The organism is Stenotrophomonas sp. 89682_Sma (genome assembly GCF_056481405.1).
Genome location: NZ_CM151147.1, coordinates 1302866 through 1320553 on the forward strand (window position 1 = coordinate 1302866; position 17688 = coordinate 1320553).

14 protein-coding genes and 1 tRNA gene are annotated in these 17688 nt (G+C 58.8%); all 15 read left to right on the forward strand.

The window, feature by feature from the left end; all coding sequences use genetic code 11:
* Positions 1-24: 24 nt before the first annotated feature.
* The 15 genes from ACZK29_RS06025 (at position 25) to ACZK29_RS06095 (ending at position 17534) form a co-directional block, all read left to right on the forward strand.
* A complete protein-coding gene (locus ACZK29_RS06025; RefSeq protein ID WP_478446799.1) occupies positions 25-1029 on the forward strand; it encodes a 2-hydroxyacid dehydrogenase in 1005 nt (334 codons plus the stop codon).
* Between the two features lie 50 nt (positions 1030-1079).
* Positions 1080-1155: transfer RNA gene (locus tag ACZK29_RS06030), tRNA-Thr, on the forward strand.
* A gap of 538 nt (positions 1156-1693) precedes the next feature.
* Positions 1694-4195 carry an RHS repeat domain-containing protein gene (locus tag ACZK29_RS06035; RefSeq protein ID WP_478446800.1) on the forward strand — a complete coding sequence of 834 codons (2502 nt, stop codon included), beginning with the start codon at positions 1694-1696 and terminating at the stop codon, positions 4193-4195.
* Positions 4192-7977, forward strand: a complete 3786-nt coding sequence (locus ACZK29_RS06040; protein WP_478446801.1) for an Ig-like domain-containing protein — start codon at positions 4192-4194, stop codon at positions 7975-7977. Before ACZK29_RS06035 ends, ACZK29_RS06040 begins: the two co-directional genes overlap by 4 nt.
* A complete protein-coding gene (locus ACZK29_RS06045; RefSeq protein ID WP_111204877.1) occupies positions 7974-8558 on the forward strand; it encodes a hypothetical protein in 585 nt (194 codons plus the stop codon). The genes ACZK29_RS06040 and ACZK29_RS06045 overlap by 4 nt, the downstream gene beginning before the upstream one ends.
* Before the next feature lie 23 nt (positions 8559-8581).
* Positions 8582-9664 (forward strand): RHS repeat domain-containing protein, encoded by a 1083-nt coding sequence (locus ACZK29_RS06050; RefSeq protein ID WP_478446802.1) that lies wholly within the window; start codon positions 8582-8584, stop codon positions 9662-9664.
* Between the two features lie 18 nt (positions 9665-9682).
* Positions 9683-10045, forward strand: a complete 363-nt coding sequence (locus tag ACZK29_RS06055) for a hypothetical protein (protein ID WP_146268089.1) — start codon at positions 9683-9685, stop codon at positions 10043-10045.
* A 776-nt stretch (positions 10046-10821) separates the two neighbouring features.
* The gene (locus ACZK29_RS06060) at positions 10822-12393 is read left to right on the forward strand and encodes an RHS repeat domain-containing protein (protein ID WP_478448745.1); all 1572 of its coding nucleotides are present in this window, start codon (positions 10822-10824) and stop codon (positions 12391-12393) included.
* The gene (locus ACZK29_RS06065; protein ID WP_146268091.1) at positions 12390-12818 is read left to right on the forward strand and encodes a hypothetical protein; all 429 of its coding nucleotides are present in this window, start codon (positions 12390-12392) and stop codon (positions 12816-12818) included. Before ACZK29_RS06060 ends, ACZK29_RS06065 begins: the two co-directional genes overlap by 4 nt.
* A gap of 390 nt (positions 12819-13208) precedes the next feature.
* Positions 13209-13493: a colicin D domain-containing protein gene (locus ACZK29_RS06070; protein ID WP_478446804.1), complete on the forward strand. Its 285-nt coding sequence runs from the start codon at positions 13209-13211 to the stop codon at positions 13491-13493.
* A gap of 27 nt (positions 13494-13520) precedes the next feature.
* Positions 13521-13799, forward strand: coding sequence for a colicin immunity domain-containing protein (locus ACZK29_RS06075; protein WP_111202726.1), 279 nt, complete (start codon positions 13521-13523; stop codon positions 13797-13799).
* A 276-nt stretch (positions 13800-14075) separates the two neighbouring features.
* Positions 14076-14897 (forward strand): RHS repeat-associated core domain-containing protein, encoded by an 822-nt coding sequence (locus ACZK29_RS06080; RefSeq protein WP_111204765.1) that lies wholly within the window; start codon positions 14076-14078, stop codon positions 14895-14897.
* Positions 14898-14899: 2 nt separating this feature from the next.
* Positions 14900-15271, forward strand: coding sequence for a DUF7668 domain-containing protein (locus ACZK29_RS06085; protein WP_139042354.1), 372 nt, complete (start codon positions 14900-14902; stop codon positions 15269-15271).
* A gap of 934 nt (positions 15272-16205) precedes the next feature.
* Entirely contained in the window at positions 16206-16442 is a 237-nt protein-coding gene (locus ACZK29_RS06090; RefSeq protein WP_126928301.1) for a hypothetical protein, read from the forward strand.
* 603 nt (positions 16443-17045) lie between these two features.
* Positions 17046-17534, forward strand: a complete 489-nt coding sequence (locus ACZK29_RS06095) for an RHS repeat-associated core domain-containing protein (RefSeq protein WP_239504002.1) — start codon at positions 17046-17048, stop codon at positions 17532-17534.
* Positions 17535-17688: the final 154 nt, after the last annotated feature.

Sequence of the window (17688 nt, forward strand, 5' to 3'; positions counted from 1 at the left end):
GGGCATTCCATCCCAGGTCCTTCCATGCAGATCGCCGTCTTCAGCGCCCGTCCTTATGACCGCCGCTTCATGGACGAAGCCAACCAGCGTGTTGCGGACGGGCAAGGGTACACGTTCATCTACTTCGATGCCGCGCTGGATGTGCATACCGCAGCACTGGCACAGGACTGTGCGGCCGTCTGCGTGTTCGTCAACGATCGCCTGGATGCAGCGGTGCTGCACGCCCTTCATGCGATGGGCGTGCGGGCCGTGCTGCTGCGCTGTGCTGGGTTCAACAACGTGGATCTCGCCGCCGCGAAAGCACTGGACCTGTTCGTCGCCCGGGTGCCAGCGTATTCGCCCGAGGCCGTGGCCGAGCATGCACTGGCGCTGGTGATGACCCTCAACCGCCAGACCCATCGCGCCTACAATCGCGTGCGCGAAGGCAACTTCATGCTCGATGGGCTGCTCGGGCGCACCCTGCATGGACGCACCGTCGGCATTGTCGGTACTGGCAAGATCGGGCTGGCCACCGCGCGCATCTTCAAGGGCATGGGCTGCACCGTGTTGGGGCATGACCCGTATCCGTCGGCCGCCTTCGCGGCTGTCGGCGAGATGGTGGCGCTGGAAGAGCTGCTGGCGCGCGCTGACATCGTCTCGCTGCACTGCCCGCTGACGCCCGATACCCAGCACCTGATCAATGACGGGTCACTGGCGCGGATGAAGCCGGGCGCGATGCTGGTCAATACCTCCCGCGGCGCATTGGTGGACACCCATGCGGTGATCCGCGCGCTGAAGTCGCGCCGGCTCGGCCACCTGGCCATCGACGTGTACGAACAGGAAAGCGCGTTGTTCTTCCAGGACCTGTCCGGCGAGATCATCGACGACGAGGCCTTCCAGCGCCTGATGACCTTCCCCAACGTGCTGGTGACCGGCCACCAGGGCTTCTTCACCGTGGAGGCGCTGCAGGAGATCTCGGCAATCACGCTGGGCAACCTGGCCGATTTCGCCGCCGGGCGGCCCTGCGCCAACCGGGTCGAGGCGTGCTGAGCCGGGTGGATTGACCGCCGGGGCGCCCAACCCGTAAAATCGCGGGCTCCGCCGGAATAGCTCAGTTGGTAGAGCGGCGCATTCGTAATGCGTAGGTCGCAGGTTCGACTCCTGTTTCCGGCACCAGTTGTAGAAAAGCCCCGGCCTTGGCCGGGGCTTTTTGTTTGGGCGTTCGACCCGGATGGGGTTGGGTGGGGCTGGCCCGGCCCGGGTTTCGAAGAATTATCGGATTAATCTGATTCACATTCAGGCCGGAGCCTGCTATCAAGAAGGCGGGTGTGGAGGGGAATTCGCACCGGCTCCAACGTCTGCACTGTCGTCTCTGGTCAAAGGTCAGGGAAGGGGACGGCTTGTGCCTGAAATTGAGGCTCCAGGTCGCCAACGGACGGAGGACTCTTCAATCGTTGCGCGGCTCCCGTTCCGGGGGCGTAGGTAGGGAGGGAGAAGCATGCAGGGAAGACGAGTGCCTGGGGCTGCCAGCACGTCCGAGTACCGTAGAAGCAGGGCCTTCAAATTGCGCGTCCGGAGTTGGATTCTCCTTGTCTCAGGTACCTGCGCCCTGGCCGCTTTTCATGCGCAAGGGCAGGAGGTTCCCAGTTATGCCGAGTCGATCAAGGTTGGAAGTACGGTTGCCCCTCTGGACCAGAATGCCTTCGGCGAGCGCTTGGACAAATACAAGGGCGATCTGTCCTTTCATCAGACCGATCTGGTTCTAAGAGGCACGGGACCGGACATCGTCGTTGGCAGAAGCTACGAACTGGGGCGCTATCGAAAAGGCGATGGCCCCTTGGGCTTTGCGGATTGGTCCCCGTCCATCCCCCACATGCTCACCAGGGGAAGCGCAGAAAAACCCTGGCGCGTGGTCCAGCAGGACGCGTTGAAGCGTTGCACGTTCTTCTCCGCCAGTGGGCCGGTCATTCCCATCCCTGTGAGGGAGTGGTGGGAGGGCTACGAACTCGTTGACGAGCTGGGGCGAGTGCAGGTACCGATGCGCCGGGATGCCAATAATGCGGTGGCGCCATCAGACAATCCGGCTGGCTATCCCATTGTGACCCAGGCGGGCTGGCAGGCGAGTTGCCTGCCGCAGACATCCAATGGGCAGGAGGGTGAGGGTTTCAGCTTCCTGTCTCCAGCGGGGAACCGCTACCGGTTGGATCGTCTGCTGGTCTCCCGCCGATCGCAGGTCCACATCCTCGAGAGGGATCCGGTGCCACCTGTTCGCGCGCGGGTCAGCACCCTCGCCATGGTCGCCAGTCGAATCGAAGATCGCTTCGGGAATTTTGTCGACTACAACTATGACGGCGACAGGTTGATCTCCATAAGCGGCAGCGATGGCCGTCTGGTCACATTCGAATGGAACGACGATGTCATCACTGCGATGAATGCCAATGGTCGCGTGTGGACCTACGGCTATGCCGTCGAGGGGACATCTGCCATCTCCCAGTTCAAGACCCTCAAGTCGGTGACCCAGCCGGATGGAAGCCGTTACAGCTTCGATCTGGGCTCGTTCTATTCCCTGGTTGCGCCGCCGCCGCCCACGGAATGCGCGCCTCCTGATACTTCAGCCATCAATCGGCCCGTACAGGCCTCGATGGCCGGACCCTCGGGTCTGTCTGCAACGTATCAGCTGAATGTCGCCCGACGTGGGCGGTCCAACGTGCCCTACGAATGTGTTCCCGCAAACGCGATGAGCGACGAACACGTGGTGACTCCTTCCGCCTATGACGTGTATGCGCTGAGTTCAAGAACGTACTCCGGTCCGGGTGTGAACCAGACGTGGCAGTACTCGTATGGAGCTCCCAACGCCAGCTGGACTCATCAGTGTGTTGGGGGCTGTATCCGAACTGTGCAGACCACCGAAACGCTGCCGGGCGGCCGCTGGGTGCGCAGCACCTTCAGCAATGAATGGGGCACGTACGAGGGAAAGCTGATGGTGGTCGAGGACGGAGGCTCTGGGGCCGTACTTCCGACCAGAACAACTCGGTACCATTACGCTCCGCCCAGCGGGAATGCCTATCCTGCGGTGCTGGGTGCTGTGCCTGCCAGTTCACCGTGGGCGTCGAACTTCGCTCCGCTTAGCAGCCTTACACCAGTTCACCAGGTAGACATCGAGCTGGATGGTGATTGGTACCGTTCCACTTTCGGGGGCTACAACGCATTTGCGCAGCCGTCGTCCCGGTCCGATCTGGATTCCACAGGCGGTGGTCGCACTCTGGATTTCGCGCCCGTGAACAACGTGAAGCATTGGGTGCTGGATCTGCCCGGAACAACATCTCTGGCCGGGAGTGCGGTCGCTTCCGAGCAGGTGACCTACGACGACAGGGCCCGTCCCGTATCGGTAAGCATCTTTGGTCGCATCGACCGGACCGCAGAGTACTGGCCTGACGGCAATCTGCGCAGTGTCGTGGATGGAAGGGGCAATGCGACACTTCTCTCGGAATGGTACCGGGGGACGCCGCGCCAAACCGTCTTCGCCGACGGTACCTCCCAGCGTGTCGACGTCGATGCTAATGGCTGGATCACCTCCGTGGTCGATGAGGCTGGCAACAAGACCTGCTACGCATTTGATCGCATGGGCCGGATAAGTGGCATCACTTTTCCGGCTGCCACGCCGGGGGTTTGCGACGGCAGCATCAGTAATCCGGTGGCAGTGGTATTCGGACCCGTTGGCAGTGCAGAGCATGGCCTTGCCGCAGGGCACTGGCGAAGGGCCGAGACACGGGGCAATGCGGTCAATGAACAGTTCTTTGACGCGCTATGGCAGCCGGTGTTTTCCACCCGGCGTGACAATGGACGTGCCGATTCCACTGTCTGGATTCGGCGCAGCTATGACGAAGCGGGAAGAACTACGTTCGAGTCCTATCCCACACGAACAGCGGACGGCGCGACGTCTGGTGTATGGACCGAGTACGACGCTCTGGGGCGAGTGAGTTCGACATCCCAAGACGGTGAAGTTGGATTGCTGACCACAGTCACGACCTATCAGGCCGGCAACTCGGCGCTGACCCGGCTCCCGGAAGGACAGGTCACAGCCTATCGATTCGATGGCTACGGTGCTCCGGTGAAAGAGCTTCCTTCCGTCATTGACCGTCCCGAATCGGCCAGGACGTCCCTCCAGCGCGACGCGTGGGGCAAGCCTTTGATTATTGAAAGGAGCAAGCGATGAGCCGTACTTGGCCGATTCGACAATCGTGCTTCTCCTGGCACCGGGGGCTGCGTGCTGCGGTACTCGTGATATCGCTTTTGTTGTTCGGATCAGCATTCGCTGCACCGCCACGATGTGAGGATGGGAGCCGACCGCATCCAACCAAGGGGTGCCCAGAAGACTACGAACCCCTGCCAGGTTCGCTTCAAAGGCAGTCGACCTACATCTCGATGTCGGTGCCCACGCAGATGGTGGTCGGGCAGCCTTATGCAGTCAGTGTCACCTACAAGAACATTGGCAAGGCCACATGGACGAATGAACAGAATTTCAGGCTCGGTTCCTGGTACCCCCCTGACAATCTGACCTGGGGTATTTCCCGGGTCAATCTGCCGGCGGCAGTGGCACCCAATGAAACGGTGACTATCCCCTTTTCCGTGCGAGCGCCTGCACAGCCCGGTCAATACGGGTTCCAGTGGAGGATGGTGCAAGACGGGGTGGAATGGTTTGGCGGTGAAACGCCTGCACCGTTTGTAAATGTCGTTGCGTCCAATGTCACAGGCTACATCGATGGAATCTCCGGGATCTATCTGACCGGTTGGGCGTGTTCGACGGGAATCGAATCTCCAATTGACGTACATCTCTACGTAGGTGGCGCTGCTGGGCAGGGCATCGGTGTCTCCTCGACCCGAGCAGATCTGCCCGCTGGTGCCGGGGTAGCATCCGCTTGCGGGACGCATGGTGACGCACACGGTTTCCGCATTCCCATTGATGGCGGGCTGATCGCAGCGCATCAGGGAAAGTCGATCCACGTGCACGGCATTTCGCCCGTTGGAGCGGCCAACAACGCGATAGGGCAGTCAGGCGTATTCGTAGTCCCGGCCAACCAGCAGCCCGTCGTAACGTTGGTATCTCCGGAGCATGGCGCCGTGTACTCGGAAGGCACGGTCATTCGTCTCTCTGCAACGGCCAGCGATGCGGATGACGGCGTTGCATCGGTGAGTTTCGTCGTGGATGGCGCCACGGTCGGCGTGACGTCCCCGCCCAATCACTTCGTTGACTGGGTGGCATCACCGGGTAGCCATACAGTGCAGGCATCTGCGCGAGATACGCGTGGAGCGGTGGCGTTGAGCGACTCCAGGACCGTACATGCATCAAAGGTCTCAGGTGCAATCACGGGTCTGCGGGACGGCAATATCGTCGGCTGGGCCTGCTCGACGCATGTGCCCGGGCCGATCAACGTGCGTGTGTTCATTGGAGGGCCTGAGGGCGCAGGACTGTCTTCTGGAGAGTATCTGGCCGACCGGGCAAGTCCGGCTGAAAGGGCGGCCCAGTGCGCAACGGGGAGCGCGCATGACTTCCTGATCACTCCTTCGGCTGACGTGCTTCAGGCTGGCTTGGGAAAGACCATTCACGCCTATGGAGTTTCCGCGCTGACCGGACAGCCGGTTGCGCTCGAAGGCTCGGGGCGTCACGCGCTCTCAGCGAACCAGGTCCCCGTTGTCCGCATTACCGCTCCGCAAGCGACGACTGCGCTGACCGCGCCTGCGACGACGCTCTTTACCGTTTCGGCGAGTGATGCCGATGGTGTTGTCAGTGATGTCAGGCTTTACCGGGATGGAGCCCTCGTCGCGGAATTGTCCTCGGCTCCCTATCAGGTGCAGCTGACGGGGCTGGGCGAAGGACCGCACACGCTGCGTGCCGTTGCACGCGACTCCAGGGGAGCATCGGGTAGCGACGAGATCACGATCAGCGTGAGTGCGCCGCAGTCACCCGCCAGTGCGGTCCGGCGATACGTGTATGACGCCCAGCAGCGACTGTGCAAGGTGATCGAGCCGGAAACCGGTGCGACCGTGATGGAGTATGACGGAGCTGGCAATCTGACCTGGTCTGCCGCGGGCCTGGCACTGCCGGATGCCGGGCGCTGTGACCGCGAATCGGCCTGGTCTTCTGGACGTCGTGTCGATCGCGTCTATGATGTGCGAAACCGCCTTGTGGAACTGCGCTTTCCAGATGGCAGGGGCAATCAGCGCTGGGAGTACACGCCTGACGGGCTTCCCTCGAAGGTGATCACCAGCAACGATGGGCCGAACGCCGCGGTCGTCAACAGCTATCGATACTCACCAAGCCGGCAGCTTGTATGGGAAGAGTCGACCCTCGATGGCGGCAGCCCGCTTTCAATAGGCTATGGCCACGATAGAAATGGGAACCTGTCCAGCGAGACGCGACCAGGAGGGCTGATACTGAGCTATGAGCCCGACGCCCTTGGCCAGGCCAGACGAATCTGTGACAGTGCTGGAGCGCTCTATGCCGAGAACATCGCCTGGCATCCCAATGGCGCGCTCGCTGGCATGCGCTATGGCAATGGCATCGAGCATCAGGGCATGCTCAATGCGCGGATGCTTCCGTCGCAATTAAAGGACGGCACCGCCAGCGAGCTTCTATATCAGTACGGTGCCAATGGTGATGTTTCGGCAATCACCGATCGGCAGCAGGGGGCTGCGCATGACATCCGCATGGGTTATGACGGGCAGGGCAGGCTGACGCTTGCGCAGTCGGCATCCTTCGGGGGCGATGGCGCATTCCGCTACACCTATGACGCGCAGGACAATCTACTGAGCGTGCAACTGGCAGGCGTACGCAGCCAGCAGTTCTGGTACGACGCGCGCAACCAGCTGACCAATGTCCGCGATGATGCCGGCGCGACAGTAACCGGATTGGCCTGGGATGTTCAAGGCAATCTCTCGCTGCGCAACGGGCGGAAGTACGACTTCGACTTTGGCAACAGGCTGCGCGAAGTGAAGGAGGCGGAGCGTTATGCCTACGATGCCTATGGGCGGCGTGCGGTGGCGTACGATGCTCAGGGGCAACGCCTTCGCGCGATGTATTCGTTGGCCGGGAAGGTGGTGCATGAGGAGCGACGAGGGAAGGGCGCTTCGGAGAACATCCATGTAGGTGGTCGACTGCTGGCGACCCGCAGCCCGACAGGGGTTACCTGGATGCATGTGGACGCGCTGGGCAGCCCGGTTGCGGTCACGGATGCCACAGGCAGCGTTGTCGAGCGACGCCGGTTTGAGCCGTACGGTGCCGAGTTGGGTGGGCTGGTCAAAGACGGGCTTGGGTACACCGGGCATGTGAGTGATTCGGCCACAGGGCTGAGTTACATGCAGCAGCGGTACATGGATCCGCAGCTGGGTGTGTTCCTGTCGGTGGATCCGGTGACGGCGTATGAGCAGCCTGTGGGGCAGTTCAATCGCTATCGGTATGCGAATGGAAATCCATACAAGTTCACCGATCCCGACGGCAGACAGGCAGTCCCTGACCAACCGCTTGTCTTCTACCAAACAACTACGCGTACGACGACCGGCAGTGGGGCGGTCGATGTCGTGAGGACGAATGTTTCCAATTATGGAATTGTCCATGGAACACGGACTGAAGTTCGTGGAACCGTCACTCTTCTGCCTCAGAATTCACTGGGTGGTGCGCCAGCCAATCCAGGATCTGAAGTGACGACCAAATTACTCAACTTCAGTGATAAATACGGCAAGAATGTCGAAGTGACCAGTGGTCAAAGAACGGTGGAGCAGAATCGAACGGTGGGTGGCGCGAGTCGGAGCCAGCACCTACAGGACAACGCGGCAGACATACGGATCAATGGGAGCACAGCAAAGCAGACCGCTGATGCGGCCCATGGTTCCGGCGAATTCAACCGGGTCAATCAATATACTGATGGCCGTGGTGTACATGTAGATCTTAAGCAGGATGGAACGCAGGGACGCTTCACTGACTGGAAACCCAAAAAATGAAGATCATCTCCGGCGGAGCTTGGCTCATGATGCTAGTGGCATGCAGCCCTGCTCCCTCCGACGTAATGGATGTCACGAAGCATACGCCCACTGAAGCCCCCTCCGTGGTGGCAGGCATTGATGCCAGTAGCGGCTCTCTTGCGGGCCTGCGTATTGGGATGACCAAGGGCCAGCTTTTCGCAGCCGGGAATTCCATCATTGAGCGATCGGTTATGCAGGAAGGGGACGAATATATAGTCATGGACGTTTCGTTACCCGGCGGTTTGGCTGTCGAATGCTGGTTCGATCAAGGCCGGATAGAAAGGCTGCGGACTATCTCCAAAGGATTGGTGGATGAGAAGGGAATTGGTGTTGGCTCCACACTGGCGGCACTGAAAGCTGCCTATCCGGACGGTCGTCTTGTCACGGGAAATGAAGATGGCAGACGCTATGCCAACTTCGTCAACCGTTCCAGAGTGGTCTTCGAAATGGACATGGCTGGGCTTCCGCAAGAGTGTTTCAACGACGAAAGCGCGGAATGTGAGGTGCACCAGGACTTGCGTGTGCACGGCGTTGTCGTGCATTCCGGTCCAAGCACTTAGGGCCAGCCTTCTAAGCAAGTATGGTGACCGGATTGGCCTGGGATGTTCAAGGCAATCTCTCGCTGCGAAACGGGCGAAAGTACGACTTCGACTTTGGCAACAGGCTGCGCGAAGTGAAGGAGGCGGAGCGTTATGCCTACGATGCCTATGGGCGGCGTGCGGCGGCGTACGATGCTCAGGGGCAACGCCTTCGCGCGATGTATTCGTTGGCCGGGAAGGTGGTGCATGAGGAGCGACGAGGGAAGGGCGCTTCGGAGTACATCTATGTAGGTGGTCGACTGCTGGCAACCCGCAGCCCGACAGGGGTTACCTGGATGCATGTGGATGCGCTGGGCAGCCCGGTTGCGGTCACGGACGGCACAGGAGGTGTTGTCGAGCGACGCCGGTTTGAGCCGTACGGTGCCGAGTTGGGTGGGCTGGTCAAAGACGGGCTTGGGTACACCGGGCATGTGAGTGATTCGGCCACAGGGCTGAGTTACATGCAGCAGCGGTACATGGATCCGCAGCTGGGTGTGTTCCTGTCGGTGGATCCGGTGACGGCGTATGAGCAGCCGGTTGGAATGTTCAATCGGTACCGATATGTAAAGGGAAATCCATACAAGTTCACGGATCCGGATGGTCGGAGCGCCTTACTGGCTGCGCCGCTGGTGATTGTTCCAATCGTTATTGGCGTGACCTACTATGCAACCACGACAGCCGAGCAGCGTACGGATATCGGCAACAAGCTGGGCGGGGCAGTAAAGGGCCTGCTTCAGAAGTCTGAGGAATCATCGAGACTACCCGCACTGCAAGATGATGGGTCAATTGCCAGAGATAAACAGTCTCCGAAAGCCGAATCGGACGCCGGAGAGCAGAGGGCAACTGGCACGATCTATGTCGATTCAAAGGGAAACGCGATCCCGACACCGCCGGGTGGCAAAATTGAAGGATCACCCGATGGTCGATTTGTTCAGGCAAAAGGACCGGATGGTCAACCCACCGGGATTCGAATAGATGGCGGGCACAAGCCATCAACTCATCCCGATCCCCGGGCCCAGCAACCGCATGGCCATGTTCCCGGTATTACTAATGCCGACGGAACCCCATGGCTTCCTATCAATCAATGATTTGGAGGGGCGTAAATCATGGAAACTGAAGCTGCGATTATTGAAATGACGAAGCTTGTGAGAGATTTTGCGTTGGGCTCTGTTGATGCCCAAATCTTCATTGATAAATACTCGAATTTCTACTACTACGAAGCGCTGGACGGACATGAATCTTCAAGTGTGCTGCACCCCGAGAGCATGATGAAGCTCGGGCCTGCTATCGAGCTGCATCGCCGCGTTCAAGAAGATGTGGTGAACAAGATCTCGTTCGATGCGGGGCTTTCAGCTGAAGAAATGAGGATGGCTGGGCGATTGTCCCCGGCAGAAGCTCGGGAGCACGCTCTGCGGGTATGTGCAGATGTTGGGATTGAAGTCGTTCTGTCGACGATTAATTCCGCATGAAACCTGTCTGGCGACAGGTCGTTAATGTCAGTGCGCGATGCACCTGAGTTTGGCATACAGGGGCTTAATCAGATCAGGAAGCAAGGGGCTCTGATGCGCTGGCCTCCAAAGATCTCGAAACAAGGGCTAACGGAATGCGGGTGGGGAAGTTGGAGGATGGGGGTCAGGTTGTTGATAGAAACTACTTGAAAGAGCGGCGGCCTACGCTGGAGATCCAACATCAGGATGGTCGCCCAGCTGAGAGATTTAGATATGGGAGGGGCTGTGATTGGACGGAATTCAGGAAATTTTGAAGAGTGGCGGCCTGGCGAAATGGACGGGGATCACTCGTGGGACGTGGGGGAGGTTGGATGTTCGATCGACGGATCTCTGGCTGTAGATTTATTCGAGAATGCGCGAAAGAAGGCGTGGGTTCTGATGTTCACAACGCCGTTGACCGTTCGAATTACTCAGGAGGGAAGCCTTCACGAATACTGGGAGTCAGGCGTAGTGGTGGTCAGGCATAACCTGGTTCGTGCAACCAGCTCATCGCTGCTGACGTGGTTGGAGAGCTCGAGTGGCGGCGTTCACTCTTCAGGTCATGTGGCTCATTACGCTGTCTTCTCCGATGATGTCTGTGTTGAAATACTCTCACGTGCCGTTCCTTCTCTGACGCCAACATAGACTTGGCTGAGGATGATCCTTATCCAAACACCCCCTCGCATCCTGTCCTAAGTTGGCCCTGTCGCTACTTAAGGACAGGTTGTCTGACGTCATCCAATAGCGCGCTCGCTGGCATGCGCTATGGCAATGGCATCGAGCATCAGGGCATGCTCAATGCGCGGATGCTTCCGTCGCAATTAAAGGACGGCACCGCCAGCGAGCTTCTATATCAGTACGGTGCCAATGGTGATGTTTCGGCAATCACCGATCGGCAGCAGGGAGCTGCGCATGACATCCGCATGGGTTATGAAGGGCAGGGCAGGCTGACGCTTGCCCAGTCGGCATCCTTCGGGGGCGATGACGCATTCCGCTACACCTATGACGCGCAGGACAATCTACTGAGCGTGAAACTGGCAGGCGTACGCAGCCAGCAGTTCTGGTACGACGCGCGCAACCAGCTGACCAATGTCCGCGATGATGCCGGCGCGACGGTGACCGGATTGACCTGGGATGTTCAAGGCAATCTCTCGCTGCGCAACGGGCGGAAGTACGACTTCGACTTTGGCAACAGGCTGCGCGAAGTGCAGGAAGCGGAGCGCTATGCCTGCGATGCCTATGGGCGGCGTGCGGTGGCGTACGATGCTCAGGGGCAACGCCTTCGCGCGATGTATTCGTTGGCCGGGAAGGTGGTGCATGAGGAACGACGAGGGAAGGGCGCTTCGGAGTACATCCATGTAGGTGGTCGACTGCTGGCGACCCGCAGCCCGACAGGGGTTACCTGGATGCATGTGGATGCGCTAGGCAGCCCGGTTGCGGTCACGGACGGCACAGGAAGTGTTGTCGAGCGACGCCGGTTTGAGCCGTACGGTGCCGAGTTGGGTGGGCTGGTCAAAGACGGGCTTGGGTACACCGGGCATGTGAGTGATTCGGCCACAGGGCTGAGTTACATGCAGCGGCGGTACATGGATCCGCAGTTGGGTGTGTTCCTGTTGGTGGATCCGGTGACGGCGTATGAGCAGCCGGTTGGGCAGTTCAATCGTTATCGGTATGCAGCAGGAAATCCCTACAGATACATTGATCCGGATGGGAGGGCTGAAAGCCCTGCCTGGATGCGCTATACGATCCCTGGCCAAGCTACTTGGGACGCGGCCGTCACATCCGCAGAGCAAGGCAACTATGGCCTGGCAGCAGCAGGTGGGGTGGTTGCCATTGCGGAAGGCGTAATGGGGATTGTTACACTGGGCCAGTCCCAGCGGGTCACCGTCTCAGGCCAGCTAGTCTCCAAAGAGATTGCAGCGTTGAGCGCGGCTAGATCGGCATCGGCAGAAGCTCAAGCAAGCAAGGCGGCAGGAGGAGGCGTGACGGGTCTTGTGACAGAATCCGGTGAAGTTTTTGTTGGGGCAAGTTCTCGCGCCGGTGGCCCTGGCGGTGCGTCGAATGCCGCGATCCAGAAATCACTGGATGGGGTCGCCGGCAGAGCCAGATCTCCATTCCACGGCTGCTGTGGAGAAATCGATGCGATGAGCAAAGCCTTAAACTCAGGCGCCAATTGGAGGGGGGGGGCACGATGGCGACAGTTCGAGCAGTGGGTTCGAAGGCCGGACAAGTCATGGAGCTCTGTACCAGCTGTGCCACTGTGGCGAAGGATCAAGGCGTTCGTGCCATTCTGCCGGTTAATACACCTCCATTATAGGATGTTGCCATGAATATCGAGAATGTCTCTTCTGGGCGCATGCGCCATCTGATCGATGGTCTTGATGAGGTGCTTGATGTCGCTGGACTGGAGCGAAGTAATGCTGCGAGGGCGAAACTTGCGATTGCATTGTGCGATCATCTTGGTGAACGCCTTGGCGAGGATGGGTTGGCTGCAGTGAATGCGGCTAGAGGGTTTTGGTTGAGAGGTGAGTTCGTTGAATATAATAGATGGTTCGATTTATTCTCTCTGAGGATGAATGATCAGCACATGTTGCAATCAATCGATCGGCTGGTTTGGAGTTCGTTAGCCCAGTCAGGTGGGCTTGATTCATATGCGGGGGAGTGTCTTGTCCTTGAGGCTTTCGATGCTGGCTTGGGGGTGGATGACATTTCTGCGGCGATAGCCGAAGTCGTGCCTGGTTTTTCGGCTGGTTGAGGATTTTGTTCTGCTTCCATGTTTTGAGATGCGTAGTTCGCAGGTACGAATCATGGACCAGGCAAGAGTTGCGTGAACGGTTCCGAGCTGGGTGGGCTGGTCAAGGATGGGGGGTGTACGCGGGCATGTGAGCGATTCGGCCACAGGTCCGAGTTACATGAAGCAGCGCCACTGCGATCCACAGATTGGGTTGTTCTTGTCTGGGGGTCCAGTAACGGCGCGCAGTAATTTAGTTAATCAATTCCACCGCTAGGGATCAGTCCGATTACTGACAAGGGGTGGGGCTCAGTCAGTGGGGGTGACAAGGCTGGGGCGGGGCCGGAGATAGCAACTGTGCTTCCCTCAGTGAAGCTATTGCGGAGTTTCAACCTTCTAGCCAAGGAAGGTATCATGTCAATGAATTTCAGTCGCTCTCAGCTGTGGCATGCTTTTAAACATGCTGGCGACTTTGGTGTGGTTGGAAATGCCAACAGTAAGACATTATCGAAATTCGGCTCAGCCATCGAGCGCCATGTAGCAGGCGATTCAACAGTCGCCATCCAGGGGGGCATGTCGCGGCAAGGATGTAACGCATTTTGTCGATCCCAGGGCAGGGTTGAACGTGATGAAGGGTTCTTCTGGGAGCTTTCTCTTGGGCTGGAAAATGAGTGGCCAGCAGCTGAGATATGTGCTTGACACTGGTTCGCTTGGAGGAAGGGAGTGATGCGCAGAACAGACGAGTACCTATCACTGATCACTTCGTACATTGATGGCAAGGTTGATGCCAGGAGCTTTAGTGGGGTGTATCTTGAGAAGTTTAAGAGTGAGAGATCGGAGCTTCCCGGCGATGCCTTTGAGATCCTTGATCGGCTGTTCGGAGATGTGGATTCATACACCGATGACGAAGATCTGTTGGCGTCGACGCCATCCTTTTATCTCAGCGCCGAACAGTTGAAAGAGCGGGCGGCGATGGCGGCAGCTGAGCTTGCCAACGGTGTTTGAAAATTCAGTTGATGGGTCGATGAGTTCATGCGGGCAGGCGGCTAGATCGGCATCGGCAGAAGCTCAAGCAAGCAAGGCGGCAGGAGGAGGCGTGACGGGTCTTGTGACAGAATCCGGGGAAAGTTTTGTTGGGGCAAGTTTGCGCGCCGGTGGCCCTCGTGCTGCGTCGAATACCACGATCCAGAATTCACTGGATGGGGTTAGAAGGGCGCTTCGGAGTACATCCATGTAGGTGGTCGACTGCTGGCGACCCGCAGCCCGACAGGGGTTACCTGGATGCATGTGGACGCGCTGGGCAGCCCGGTTGCGGTCACGGACAACACAGGCAGCGTTGTCGAGCGACGCCGGTTTGAACCGTATGGTGCTGAGTTGGGTGGGCAGGTCAAGGACGGGCCTGGATACACCGGGCATGTGAGTGATTCGGCCACAGGGCTGAGTTACATGCAGCAGCGGTACATGGATCCGCAGTTGGGTGTGTTCCTGTCGGTGGATCCGGTGACGGCGTATGAACAGCCTGTTGGGCAGTTCAATCGGTATAGGTATGCGAACGGGAATCCTTACAGGTTCACGGATCCGGATGGACGCATTGTCGAGACCGTATGGGACGTTGCGAACATTGCGATGGGCGCGACCAGTGCCTACTCGAACTTTAGCCAAGGTAATGTGGGGGCAGGTATTGTCGACTCAATCGGCGTGGCGATTGATGCGACGGCAGCTGCAGTGCCCTTTGTTCCCGGAGGCGCGGGTACGGCAATCAAGGCAGCCAGGGGACTTGAGAAGGCTGTTGACGGTGCGCGCACAGCTGAAAAGCTCGGTGACGCGGGCAAGATGGTTGGAGATCTTCCAAAGCCACCCACGGGCCCGGGGGCAGTTCCAGTAGCACAACGAGACCCGCAGCGGTTGTTCACTGATTCCGCACGAGAATCCAAGCGAGCTGAACAAGGTGGAAAGTGCGCGACGGGCTGCGGGACGTCAATTGATCGGAGTAATTCCGCCGGGCATCATATCGAGCGACACGCCGACGGTGGTCCTACAACTTCCTCCAATCATGCCGAGGTCTGTTTGGACTGCCACAAGCAATTGCACGGGAGAGATTAGCAATGAATGAGACGACCATAGCTAAAGATGGTGAGAACGAGACTGCGGTGCCGCAAGCTTGGCGGCCCACGCTCGCAGCCATCGTTGATGCTCTGATTCAAGGTGGCGAACCATCGCTACCGCAGGTAACCCTTCAGGCCCCAGATGTGTGGGCAAGCGCGCTAGAGAACATTCGCGCGTATGGCGCACACTTGAAAAGGCTGCCAGATGAGTCCTGGAACTCTTCTGTCTGCATCTGGTATGGAGATTTTTGGAATGTTCTGGTTGATCTTTACACAGAAGAAGAGGGGAGGAGTGATCTAGTGCTTCAGGCTCACGTGTACGAAGTTGGTGATGGGTATCGATACGAGGTGATTTTGGTATACGTGCCGTAGAACCTGAAGGTCTGTTCGAATTTCATCGGTTTTCAGATTAAGTGGTGACTTAATTGGCGGCTACATGGGGCGGGGCTGTGCACTGCGGACGATCCGCATCCAAACATGGCCTTGCATCCTGTCCTAAGTTGGCCTTATCGCCACTTACGGACGCTCCGCCCAATGTCATCCGCCCTCACCAAGCGCATCGTTCTCACAGCAGAACCCCGAGATCGCCCCTACGAGCTCAGGGACGCTCAGGTTCGCGGCCTGATTCTGCGAGTGCAACCCTCGGGCCACAAAGCTTGGATCGTCACCTGGGCGCACGGTAAGCGTCGTACCTTGGGGTCGGTCGAGCACCTTCTGGGGAGGAGTTGGACGCGCGGTCGGTGATGCTGCCTACAGCATTGGCCGGAATGCTGGCCCGAGCGTATACGGCACCGTAGATATGTCCCGAACGCGGGAGCTAAATGGCGGCCCGTTGTTTGGTGCGCCGGCGAGTCAAGTTGGGCAAGGTGGCTACAAATTCGGTTCCGCACTAATGGTTGCGGAGGGGATGCGGGGCGCTGGTCAGGCCGTCGGAGGGCTCGCAACGGCTGAAGCTCGATTGGCGAACAGTGCATTGGTAGTTCGAGGTGGCTCCGCTCAGGGAGCAAATTCAGCGGCCGGAATTGGGAAGGGTGCCGGCCAGCATCCAGCAGGGCCCTTCGGTTTCTCCGCAGAGAGTGCAAATGGATCGTCGTTCTGCCAGTTGTGCAGCAATGTAACTCACAATCAGGTCGGTGTTTCCACGGTTGGGCAGGTAAGGGCTGCGGGAGGTGATGTCATCTCGACAGGCGGGGTCTCGCCGACGCACGCAACAGTTGTGGGGCTTGAGCCGGAAGCAGCGAGCCGGTTGTTTTCCCCTGCAGTATCCAATCCGGTTCCAGCCGTTGAAAGGCTGCAGAGGCCATAGATGTCTGAGCTCAGAATATTTGTCGACTTCAACAATAGAGATTCTGATGGCTTCTTGAGGCTTAACCTCACGGGGACGCTGGAGGATCTGAGAAGAGAGCAACTGGTTCTCGAAGAGGGGATGCCCGCTACAGGATCAGACGGTGATCTCACTGCCAAGATCATCGTTGTTGCACCTGGAATTGAAGGCGTATGGCGGGGGAGGATCGTTGAAGGTCCTTGGGAGGAGGGTGCATAAACTGGTACCCGTTGTTGGTTAGGTTGGGAGACGCTCCTCGTCCGATCGGGGGAAGCAAGAGCCAAGCCCAAATGACAGGCCCGTTGGCTTCCGGATCCTACCCAAGGAGGGCTTTGGGGATGAACGGTGAAAGCTGCGCTTCTGGCCAGAATTGTGGATAGAATTTGGGCGAGCGTGGTTGAAGATGCTCTGTGACATTTGCGCCGGTATGGCCGACTGCTGCATGGCGTGTTTGGCCTTGGCGCGGGTTGACTGCTGTTGAGGTTCAGTTGGCGAGTCACCTTTGCGTAGGTCGCAGGTTCGACTCCTGTTTCCGGCACCAGTTATAATGAAAAGCCCCGGCCTTGGTCGGGGCTTTTTTGTACTCCGTTAGTGCCGGCCGCTGGCCGGCAACCCCAGGAGTGCCAGCCCATGGCTGGCAGGTCGCGATTTCCGAATCTCGGGGGTCAGCTCGCCCCTCCGGCTTCCCAGGCGCTTAGCTCCTCGCACAGTTCCTGACCTGGCAAACACAGCGGTCATTCCTGTGCTATGGGTACCCAGCCTTGCTTCAAGGCATTTTCAGGAATTGCAGGGATGCGCAGGTTCGGGCGAACTGCAGGCGGTGTGTCGACCCGCTTCAGCAGGATTGAAGATCGAGTTCGGAAGCTGGGGGCATTTGGCGCCTGGCTGTGCTGCGTGCTGCTCGTTGGCCTTGGCGTGTCGCCAGCCGCAATCGCCCAGACGACGGTCACTTACATCCACACGGATACCTTGGGCTCGGTTGTGGCCAAGAGCGATGCCAACGGCAAAGTGATCAAGCGCTATGACTACGAGCCTTATGGGGCCGTGGTGGGTGGTCAGGTCACGGATGGCCCGGGATATACCGGGCATGTGAGTGACTCGGCGACCGGACTGAGTTACATGCAGCAGCGGTACATGGATCCGCAGTTGGGTGTGTTCCTGTCAGTGGATCCGGTCACGGCGTATGACCAGCCGGTTGGGCAATTCAATCGCTATCGGTATGCGAACGGCAACCCGTACAAGTTCATTGATCCGGATGGGCGTCAGAGTCTGCCGCGTTCGGTTTTACGAGACCGACTGGACGAAGCCTGAAACTAGGCAGGCGTTCCGTGAAGCAGCCACTATGGTCGCGGACTTCGTCCCTGTAATCGGTGACGTCAAGGGCGCGATTACTGCAGTTCAGGATCCTTCTGCTGTCAACATAGCTGCCGCAGCCGTTGGCCTAGTCCCCATCGTGGGTGATGGC

Coding starts and splice junctions, on each gene's coding strand:
- ACZK29_RS06025 (WP_478446799.1), top strand. CDS start 25: ATGCAGATCGCCGTCTTCAGCGCCCGTCCTTATGACCGCCGCTTCATG.
- ACZK29_RS06040 (WP_478446801.1), top strand. CDS start 4,192: ATGAGCCGTACTTGGCCGATTCGACAATCGTGCTTCTCCTGGCACCGG.
- ACZK29_RS06045 (WP_111204877.1), top strand. CDS start 7,974: ATGAAGATCATCTCCGGCGGAGCTTGGCTCATGATGCTAGTGGCATGC.
- ACZK29_RS06055 (WP_146268089.1), top strand. CDS start 9,683: ATGGAAACTGAAGCTGCGATTATTGAAATGACGAAGCTTGTGAGAGAT.
- ACZK29_RS06060 (WP_478448745.1), top strand. CDS start 10,822: ATGCGCTATGGCAATGGCATCGAGCATCAGGGCATGCTCAATGCGCGG.
- ACZK29_RS06065 (WP_146268091.1), top strand. CDS start 12,390: ATGAATATCGAGAATGTCTCTTCTGGGCGCATGCGCCATCTGATCGAT.
- ACZK29_RS06070 (WP_478446804.1), top strand. CDS start 13,209: ATGTCAATGAATTTCAGTCGCTCTCAGCTGTGGCATGCTTTTAAACAT.
- ACZK29_RS06075 (WP_111202726.1), top strand. CDS start 13,521: ATGCGCAGAACAGACGAGTACCTATCACTGATCACTTCGTACATTGAT.
- ACZK29_RS06080 (WP_111204765.1), top strand. CDS start 14,076: ATGCATGTGGACGCGCTGGGCAGCCCGGTTGCGGTCACGGACAACACA.
- ACZK29_RS06085 (WP_139042354.1), top strand. CDS start 14,900: ATGAATGAGACGACCATAGCTAAAGATGGTGAGAACGAGACTGCGGTG.
- ACZK29_RS06090 (WP_126928301.1), top strand. CDS start 16,206: ATGTCTGAGCTCAGAATATTTGTCGACTTCAACAATAGAGATTCTGAT.